6 protein-coding genes are annotated in these 8,763 nt (G+C 64.3%); 2 read left to right on the forward strand and 4 right to left on the reverse strand.

Annotated elements, in window-relative coordinates; all coding sequences use genetic code 11:
* The 4 genes from gabT to AC25MA_RS05285 form a co-directional block, all read right to left on the reverse strand.
* Window positions 1-1,278, reverse strand: a complete 1,278-nt coding sequence (gene gabT / locus AC25MA_RS05270; protein WP_028688579.1) for a 4-aminobutyrate--2-oxoglutarate transaminase — start codon at window positions 1,276-1,278, stop codon at window positions 1-3.
* Window positions 1,279-1,461: 183 nt separating this feature from the next.
* Window positions 1,462-2,904, reverse strand: a complete 1,443-nt coding sequence (gene gabD / locus AC25MA_RS05275; RefSeq protein ID WP_028688580.1) for an NADP-dependent succinate-semialdehyde dehydrogenase — start codon at window positions 2,902-2,904, stop codon at window positions 1,462-1,464.
* Window positions 2,905-3,221: 317 nt separating this feature from the next.
* The gene (locus tag AC25MA_RS05280; protein WP_069015916.1) at window positions 3,222-4,895 is read right to left on the reverse strand and encodes an aryl-sulfate sulfotransferase; all 1,674 of its coding nucleotides are present in this window, start codon (window positions 4,893-4,895) and stop codon (window positions 3,222-3,224) included.
* Between the two features lie 17 nt (window positions 4,896-4,912).
* The gene (locus AC25MA_RS05285; RefSeq protein WP_028688582.1) at window positions 4,913-7,249 is read right to left on the reverse strand and encodes a TonB-dependent receptor; all 2,337 of its coding nucleotides are present in this window, start codon (window positions 7,247-7,249) and stop codon (window positions 4,913-4,915) included.
* Window positions 7,250-7,441: 192 nt separating this feature from the next.
* On the opposite strand from AC25MA_RS05285, the gene AC25MA_RS05290 reads away from it, so the two are divergent.
* Both AC25MA_RS05290 and AC25MA_RS05295 read left to right on the forward strand, forming a co-directional pair.
* Window positions 7,442-8,347 (forward strand): LysR family transcriptional regulator, encoded by a 906-nt coding sequence (locus AC25MA_RS05290; protein ID WP_028688583.1) that lies wholly within the window; start codon window positions 7,442-7,444, stop codon window positions 8,345-8,347.
* Between the two features lie 159 nt (window positions 8,348-8,506).
* On the forward strand, window positions 8,507-8,763 hold a 257-nt coding region (locus AC25MA_RS05295; RefSeq protein ID WP_486971834.1), incomplete at its 3' end, for a transposase.

Below are 8,763 nucleotides of genomic sequence, written 5' to 3' on the forward strand. Positions count from 1 at the left end.
TCAGGCCAGTTCGGCGAAGCACTCTTCGATGATGGCCAGGCCTTTGTCCAGCAGCGCGTCTTCGGCGGTCAGCGGAACCAGAATCCGCAGGACGTTGCCGTAAGTGCCGCAGGACAGCAGGATCAGGCCTTTGTCGCGCGCCTTGGCGACCACCTGGGCAACAGCGGCGGCGTTCGGGGTGTGGGTGCCTTTCTCAAAGACTTCCACCGCGATCATCGAGCCCAGACCACGGATATCGCCGATGATCGGGTGCTTCTTCTGGATTTCACGCAGGCCGGCGGTCAGGCGCTCGCCGACAGCCTTGCTGCGATCCAGCAGTTTCTCTTCCTCGAACACTTCGATTACGGCCAGGGCCGCGGCGCAGGCGATCGGCGAGCCGGCATAGGTGCCGCCCAGGCCGCCCGGGGCGATGGCGTCCATGTACTCGGCCTTGCCGCACACACCGGCCAGCGGGAAGCCGCCGGCGATCGACTTGGCGAAGGTGGTCAGGTCAGGCGCGACGCCCATCTGCTCCATGGCGAAGAAAGTGCCGGTGCGGCCAGCGCCGGTCTGTACTTCGTCGGCGATCAGCAGGATGCCGTGCTGGTCGCACAGGGCGCGCAGGCGCTTCATCAGCTCTTTCGGCGCCGGCAGGAAACCGCCTTCGCCTTGTACCGGCTCGAGGATGATCGCGGCGATATCGCGTGGCTCGGCGTCGTTCTTGAAGATGCGCTCGACCGAGGCAATGGCGTCATCGACGCTGATGCCGTGCAGTTCGCTCGGGAACAGGGCGCGGAAGATGCCGCCTGGCATCAGGCCCATGCCAGCGGAGTACGGCACGACCTTGCCGGTCAGGCCCAGGGTCATCATGGTGCGGCCGTGGTAGCCGCCGGTGAAGGCGATCACGCCGGCACGGCCGGTGGCGGCACGGGCGATCTTCACGGCGTTTTCAACGGCTTCGGAGCCGGTGGTGACCAGCAGGGTCTTCTTGTCGAAGTTGCCTGGGACCAGCTTGTTGATCTTCTCGCACAGCTCGACGTAGGGCTCGTAGGCCAGCACCTGGAAGCAGGTGTGGCTGACCTTGGTCAGCTGCTCTTGCACGGCCGCGACCACTTTCGGATGCAGGTGGCCGGTGTTCAATACCGCGATGCCGCCGGCGAAGTCGATCAGTTCGCGGCCTTCGACGTCGATCACCGTCGAGTTCTTCGCGGTATCGACGAAGATCGGGTGAATCTGGCCAACGCCACGTGGGACGGCGGCGACACGGCGTTGCATCAGGGATTCGTTGGTCTTGCTCATAGTGCCCTCAATTGCGCCGGTTCTGCGGCGCTTTTATTCGGGGGTGGCTGGATGCAGGCGTGCACAGTATTCGTTGATCGACTGCCACACATGCCCTGGCCACCAGGTACCGCTATGTCAAAAAGGCCAGCGAGACGTCGCTCTCGCGCCCCGCTGGCAGAGGTAAAAGCGTTTACCTGGCGATCAGACGCTGATGCACAGGTATTTGATCTCGAGGTAGTCCTCGATACCGTACTTGGAACCTTCACGGCCCAGGCCCGAAGCCTTGATGCCGCCGAACGGCGCCACTTCGTTGGAGATCAGGCCGGTGTTGATACCCACCATGCCGTATTCCAGGGCCTCGGCGACGCGGAACACGCGGCTCATGTCGCGGGCGTAGAAGTACGAGGCCAGGCCGAACTCGGTGTCGTTGGACATGGCGATGACTTCGGCCTCGTCCTTGAAGCGGAACAGCGGCGCCAGCGGGCCGAATGTCTCTTCCTTGGCGACGGCAGCGGTCTTCGGTACGTCGACCAGGATGGTCGGCTCGAAGAAGTTGCCTTCGATGATCTTGCCGCCGGACAGTACCTTGGCGCCCTTGGCGACGGCGTCCTCGATGTGCTCCTGGACCTTGGCGACAGCCTTGCCGTCGATCAGCGGGCCAGTGGTGGTGCCTTCTTCCAGGCCGTTGCCGATCTTCAGCTTGGCCACGGCGGCTTTGAGCTTCTCGGCGAAGGCGTCGTAGACGCCGTCCTGCACGTAGATACGGTTGGCACAGACGCAGGTTTGGCCATTGTTACGGTACTTGGAGATGATCGCGCCCTCGACCGCCTTGTCCAGGTCGGCGTCGTCGAACACGATGAAAGGCGCGTTGCCGCCCAGTTCCAGGGAAACCTTCTTGATGTCCTTGGCGCATTCTTCCATCAGCTGGCGACCGATCTCGGTCGAGCCGGTGAAGGACAGCTTGCGCACCAGCGAGTTGCCGGTCAGCTCGGAGCCAACCTCGCCGGCGCTGCCGGTGATCACGCTCAGCACGCCAGCCGGGATGCCGGCACGGGTGGCCAGCTCGACCAGGGCCAGGGCGGAGTACGGGGTCTGCGAAGCGGGCTTGAGCACCATGGTGCAACCGGCGGCCAGGGCCGGGCCGGCTTTGCGGGTGATCATCGCGGCCGGGAAGTTCCACGGAGTGATGGCGGCGGTGACACCGATCGGCTGCTTGATGACGATCAGGCGTTTGTCCGGCTGGTGGCCTGGGATGACGTCGCCGTACACGCGCTTGGCTTCCTCGGCGAACCACTCGATGAACGAGGCGGCATAGGCGATCTCGCCCTTGGCCTCGGCCAGTGGCTTGCCCTGCTCGGTGGTCATCAGGCGGGCCAGGTCGTCCTGGTGCTCGATCATCAGCTCGAACCAGCGACGCAGCTTGCCGGCACGCTCTTTGGCAGTCAGTGCGCGCCAGGCCGGCAGGGCCTTGTCGGCGGCCTCGATGGCGCGGCGGGTCTCGGCGGCGCCCATCTTCGGCACGGTACCGATCACCTCACCGGTGGCCGGGTTGGTCACCTTGATGGTCTGACCGCTGTCCGCATCCAGCCATTCACCGTTGATGAAGGCTTGCTGGCGGAACAACTGAGCGTCTTTGAGCTGCATGTCGGCTTCCCTTTACTGCGAATTATTGATTGTTGAAAAGGCGCCCCCGAGAAGGGGGCGGCCGTCACAAATTCGTGCACCAGGGTGTTCGACGCCTGGGTGCCGAGCGTTTGAAATCTCAAACGGAATGCTAAGCGGGGGTTGGGGTGTTGGACAATAGGCTGTTCGAAAAAAAGAACGAATGGTTGAACACCCCCCTGGCAAACGGCCCAATCGCGGGGCAAGCCCGCTCCCACAAGGAGCGCAGGGTTCCTGTGGGAGCGGGCTTGCCCCGCGATTGGGCCGTAAGAGGTTAGACCATCGGTCAGAAGGAAGGGTCAGAACGCCTTGTCGAGATCGATCACCAGCGCCCGGTAGCCCACGCTGCCCGGCTGGCGACTGTGCACTTTCAGCTCCACCACCACCTCCTGGGTGCCGCGACGCACTTCATTGAGCACGCTGGTCGTCAGCTTCTCCGGCGTCAGGAAACTCACCGAAGCCGAGTAGATGAACTGGGTATCGGTCTGCGCCTGGTACGCCACCACCGAGGTGATCGGGCTGTACCACTCGTCACCGCGCTCCTTGCCGTACTGCCACACCTGCTCGACCGTGCCCTTGGCCTCGTCGATGCGGTACTCCACCGCCCGGCTGTAGTTGCCAGTCAGCCTAGTCGGGCCGAAGTCGCGGCCCCAGCCGTTGTCGAACACAGTCAGCGTGCCGTGCCCGGTCAGCCAGGCGGTGTGCTGGGTCCAGGACCACTCGAAGCCCTCGCCCACCGGTTTGAGCACTTTGTCCTGCAAACGTGCCGGCCAACCTTGCGGCGCGGCGAGGATCCACTTCACCTGCTTGTCGCGGCCGATCTTCACCACGCCCTGGTGCCGTGCTGAAACGATGATACTGTCGTCATCGGCGTCGTAGTCGATGGCATTGACATGGGCCCAGTTGCGCCCGGTACCGACACCGGGAACGTCGCCGAACGGCAGGTCGCCTTCAGCCAATTCGTTGGCCAGCCGCTCATCCTGTTTCTGCACACCGTCCGGCAGCTGGATCGCGGCCTTGCCCAGGGTTTCCAGCAGCTCGCCGCGGTACGGATCGAGGATCTGGTTCAGGTCCCAGAAATCCAGCACGTCGCCAGCCTCGTTGACCTCGATGATATGGTCGCGGATCGAGCGCACGCGCTTGCCGTCCGGGCGACGGTAGTCGCTGGTGCCGACCCGCAGCAGGTAGCTGCCGTTCACCGTCTCGCGGATCTCGTGGGAGAAGTCGGCGAACTTGTCCGGCAGGTTGCGCTGCCACACCTTGCGCCCCAGCAGGTCGTACTTGGAGTAGGTCTGGCCCTGGCCCCAGATCAGCTTGCCGTCGCGGGTCTGGTGGAAGCCCATGGTGCCGCCCAGGCCGTCGCGATGGTTGGAATCATGGATCTGCTCGATATCCAGGTACCAGCGCACGTCACCGTTGCTGTCGGCGATCCAGTTGTTGCCCACCGAGTCCCACTCGGCGGCGCCGCCCAGGCCGTTCCACTTGAAGGCGCGCCCACCCGGGATCTCGGCCAGCAGGTGATTGAACAGGTACAGGCGCTTTTCGAAACCGGGGGCGACCTTGACCGGCTCTACCTCGGGCAGCGCGGCAGTCTGCTTGGCCACCACCGGCAGGCGCACCGCCGGGGCGTAGATTTCGTAACGTTCGCGGATGCGTTCGCCATCAAGCTTGTAACTCACCTCGACCTGGTTGACGTGGTCGGGGTACAGGCCGAACACCGGGATGCCGCCGTAGGTCCACAGCGAGCGGTCGGACACGTCGTAGACGATATCGACACCGCGCTCGCCGCGGCCCAGCACCCGCACATGGGCGGCACTCAGGGTACGCCCGCCATCACGGATGATCGCGGTCAGCGGCGCCAGCCGGTACGGGTTGACCACCACGTCGCCGAGCAGGGCTTGGTCGCGGTCGGGCACCTTGGCGGTGAGGCAGGCGCCTTCGGGCAGGTCATGCGGTTGGGTCTTGGCATTCATGGCAAAGCTCCTTGTGCTCAGAAGTCGTAACGGGCGGTGGCGCCCACGGTGCGCGGGGTGCCCAGCACGCCGGCATAGCCGCCGTTGGCGGAGTTCCACAGGCTGGTGAAGTAGGTCTTGTCGCCGGCGTTCTTCACCCACAGCGACAGGTCGAGCACGCCGTCGCCCTGGTCCAGGCGCACGCCGGTGGACAGGTTGACGATGGCGTAGCTGGGGATCTGGCCGTAGTCGGAATCGTCGATGGTGCCGACGGCCTTGGAGCGGAACGCGTAGCTGGCGGTGACGTAGGGCTCGATGCGTTCGCTGAGCTGCCACTTGTACTGGCCGTTGAGGTTGGCGATGTACTTGGAGGCGCCGACCACCTGGTGGCCGGACAGGTCGCAGGTGGCGGCGGGGTTGGCCAGGCTTACCTCGGGCGGGCACGGCGCGTCCTTGTAGTCGGTGTAGCGCACGTCGTTCCATGAGCCGTTGAAGTTCAGCGTCAGGCCTCGGATCGGCAGGGCCGTGGCTTCGAACTCCAGGCCGCGAGAACGCACGCTGCCGGCGTTGGCCAGGTACTGCACACGGTTGGCTTCGTCGTAGACGTTGGCCTGGTAGCCGTGCACTTCAGTCCAGAACAGGTTGGTGTTCAGCTGCAGGCGGTTGTCGAACAGGGTGCTCTTGAGCCCGAGTTCGGCGTTGTTGGCCCGCTCGGTACCCACCAACAGCGAATCGGTGCCCAAGCGTGGGGCGGCACCGACAGTCAGGTTGACACCCCCGGACTTCTCGCCGTGGGACAGGCTGGCATAACCCAACAGGTCATCGGTGAATCGGTAGCTCAGGCTGAGCAGCCCGGAGGGGGCGAAGCTGTATTGGTTAAGGTCACCTGAGTCGTACGCGCCCACCCGGCCCTGGCGGGCGGCCGCGGCCGCACCGGTGACGGCCGCGCCGCCGGACGGCGCATCGCGGGTCACCCAGGCGCTTTTCTCCTCGTAGGTGCCGCGTACCCCGGCGGTGAAGTCCAGGCGCTCGGTCAGGTGCCAGGTGCCCTGGGCGAACAGGGCGTAGCTGTCGGTGTCGATGTGGCCATTGCCGATGGTGTTCACGTTGGCCAGGGCGCCGGCGGGGGTCAGGTTCCAGATATCGGCCTGCGGCCCGTAGTAAGTGAACGATTTATTGTCCAGGTCCTGCTTGAAGTAGTACGCGCCCAGTACGTAGTCGAAGAAGCCGCCGGTGGGTGAGGCCAGCCGAAGCTCCTGCGAGTACTGCTTGTCCCGCACCGAAACCCCGGCACTGTAGAACACCGGCACGTTGAGGCCGTCGTCGTTGCGCGGGGTGAAGTCCCACCAGCGGTAGGCGCTGATCGAGGTGAGGGTGAAGTCGTTGGGCAGGGTCCAGTTGGCCTCTACCGAAGTGCCGCCCTGGAACACCTTGACCATCTGGTCGGCATCGAAGTTGACCTTGCGGTCCTTGCCCGACACCAGGGTGGCGCCAGCCTGGGCGGCCAGGCTTTCGTAGCGGTTCACGCCATTGATGGTCGGGCCGGTGCTGTAGAGGCTGAGGATGCCGTTGTCGGAGTCTTCTTCGTTGTACTCGCCGATCCAGCGCAGGTTGAAGGTTTCGCTGGGCTTGAACAGCAACTGGGTACGAAAGCCCTGGCGCTTGCCGCCATTGAGGTCGTGGCCGTTGTAGATGTTCTTCACATAGCCGTCGTCCTCGGTGTGGTAGGCGCTGATGCGCCCGGCGAGGGTGTCGGTCAGGGGGCCGGAGAAGCTGCCCTGGGTCTGCCAGTAGCCATCCTCGCCCAACGACGACTGCACGCTGCCTTCCTGGTGGAAGGTCGGCTTGCGGGTGGTGATGTTGAGCACCCCGGCAGTGGTGTTCTTGCCGAACAGCGTGCCTTGCGGCCCCCGCAGCACCTCCAGCTGCTCGACATCGAGCAGGTCGAACACCGCCATGCCCGGGCGCCCCAGGTAGACGTTGTCCAGATACACGCCGACGCTGCCTTCCAGGCCATCACTGGCCGGGTTGTTGCCCAGGCCGCGAATGGAAATGCTCGACTGGCGGGCGTGCACATAGGCGACGTTGGTGCTCGGCACCAGCTGTTGCAGATCCTGCACGCGATAGATGCGCTGGGTCTCCAGGGTTTCGCTGCCCAGCACGCTGATCGGCGTGGGCACGCTCTGGGCGGTCTCCTCACGGCGCCGGGCATTGACAGTGACGGTGCCGAGCTTGGCCTCCTGCTCGACAGCTGGCGCAGCCGAGCGCGGCTCTTCGGCGAAGCTGTTGCCGGCGGCGGCCAGCAGCACGCCAGCGGCCAAGGGTTGCAGGGCGAATACCGACGCGCGCGCCGGCCAACGGGAAAGTCGGGACATGCAGATGCTCCTTGGAGGCACAGGCCCTGGCGAGCATTTCCGTTGGCGGAACCGAATCGCGATCAGACGGGCTTTATTCTTTTAAGAGATATAAATATTTGTATTTCATATTTTGTGGAATAAGTGACTCCCTTTATAAGGTTCCCAACCCTTCCCAGCAATTGCATTCCACCGAAAGTTTCCATGTAGAAAATGCATATCGACCTGCGCCAGCTCCGCCACTTCATCGCCCTTGTCGAGCACCGCAGCTTTGTCGCCGCGGCGGCGGCGGTGAACCTCTCGCAATCGGCCTTCAGCCGCAGCATCCAGACGCTGGAACACAACGTCGGCTGCCGCCTGGTCGATCGCGCCAGCAAGGAACTGGCGCCGACCCGCCAGGGCCTGCTGGTGCTGGAGCATTCACGGCGGCTGGTGCACGGGGCGCACAACCTGGTCAACGAGATCAACCAGTTCAACGGCGCCACCACCGGCGTGGTGCGCTTCGGCTCGGGGCCGGCCCCCGCCGGCGGGCTGGTGCCAAGGGCGGTGGCGCGGTTCGTCGCCGAGTACCCAGCGGCCCGCACCTGCTTCCAGGTGGACAACTGGCAGGCGCTGAACCGGCGGCTGATCGCCGAGGAGATCGAGTTCTTCGTCGCCGACACCCGCCAGTTCGAGGCCGACCCGGACTACCAGGTGCACAAGCTCAGGCCACAGCGCTGGCACTTCTGCTGTCGCCGGGAACATCCATTGACCGAGCTGGCCGAAGTGCGGGCGCGGGACCTGTTCGATTACCCGCTGGCCACCACCTTTCGCCCGCCGAACATCCGCAAGATCCTCAGTGACTTGAGCGGGCGGCAGGACTTTCTGCCCAGCGTGGAATGCGAGCATGGTTATGCGCTGCTCAATGTCGTGCTGCATTCGGACACCATCGGTATCGCCTGCAGCGCGAACCTGCGGCCCTATGACGGCCTGGTGGCCCTCAAGCTGGTGGATCTGGCGCCGGAGCAGGAGGAGGCGTTCTATACCCGCTATGGGGTGGTGAGCCGGGTGGGGTATGGGTTGTCGGCGCTGGCGCAGGGTTTGGTGAGGCAGTTGATTGCCTGTGATAGCGAGTTGTAGCCGTAAGGGGCTGCTGTGCAGCCCTTTGGGACTGCGCTGTCGCGCAGGGAACTGCCCTCCTGTGGGAGCGGCCTTGCGTCGCGAAAGGGCCGCAAAGCGGCCCCAACGAGGGTGTCAGAAATTTTGTGTTCGGGCATAACATGAGTAAGAGGTGCATGTATGCCAACCAAAAAGAAACCCTTGCGTGACCTGCCCAAAATCCCCAAAGAGCTGCTGGAGCAGTTCGGTGAGGGCCTGATGACCGCAGAGGCTATCGAGGATGCCTCTGCGGCGTTCAAGAAGGCCTTGATCGAACGCGCTCTGCACGCCGAACTTGGCCACCACCTGGGTTATCCGCCGGGCGCGCAGCGCCCAGAGGATGAAACCAACCAGCGTAACGGCAAGAGTGGCAAGACGGTTTTGACCGGCGATGGCCC

It is taken from the genome of Pseudomonas sp. P65(2024), assembly GCF_057480955.1.

What these genes read in the sequence shown, in the direction of transcription:
- gabT (WP_028688579.1), bottom strand. Translation starts at nt 1,278, where the DNA reads ATGAGCAAGACCAACGAATCCCTGATGCAACGCCGTGTCGCCGCCGTC.
- gabD (WP_028688580.1), bottom strand. Translation starts at nt 2,904, where the DNA reads ATGCAGCTCAAAGACGCTCAGTTGTTCCGCCAGCAAGCCTTCATCAAC.
- AC25MA_RS05280 (WP_069015916.1), bottom strand. Translation starts at nt 4,895, where the DNA reads ATGAATGCCAAGACCCAACCGCATGACCTGCCCGAAGGCGCCTGCCTC.
- AC25MA_RS05285 (WP_028688582.1), bottom strand. Translation starts at nt 7,249, where the DNA reads ATGTCCCGACTTTCCCGTTGGCCGGCGCGCGCGTCGGTATTCGCCCTG.
- AC25MA_RS05290 (WP_028688583.1), top strand. Translation starts at nt 7,442, where the DNA reads ATGCATATCGACCTGCGCCAGCTCCGCCACTTCATCGCCCTTGTCGAG.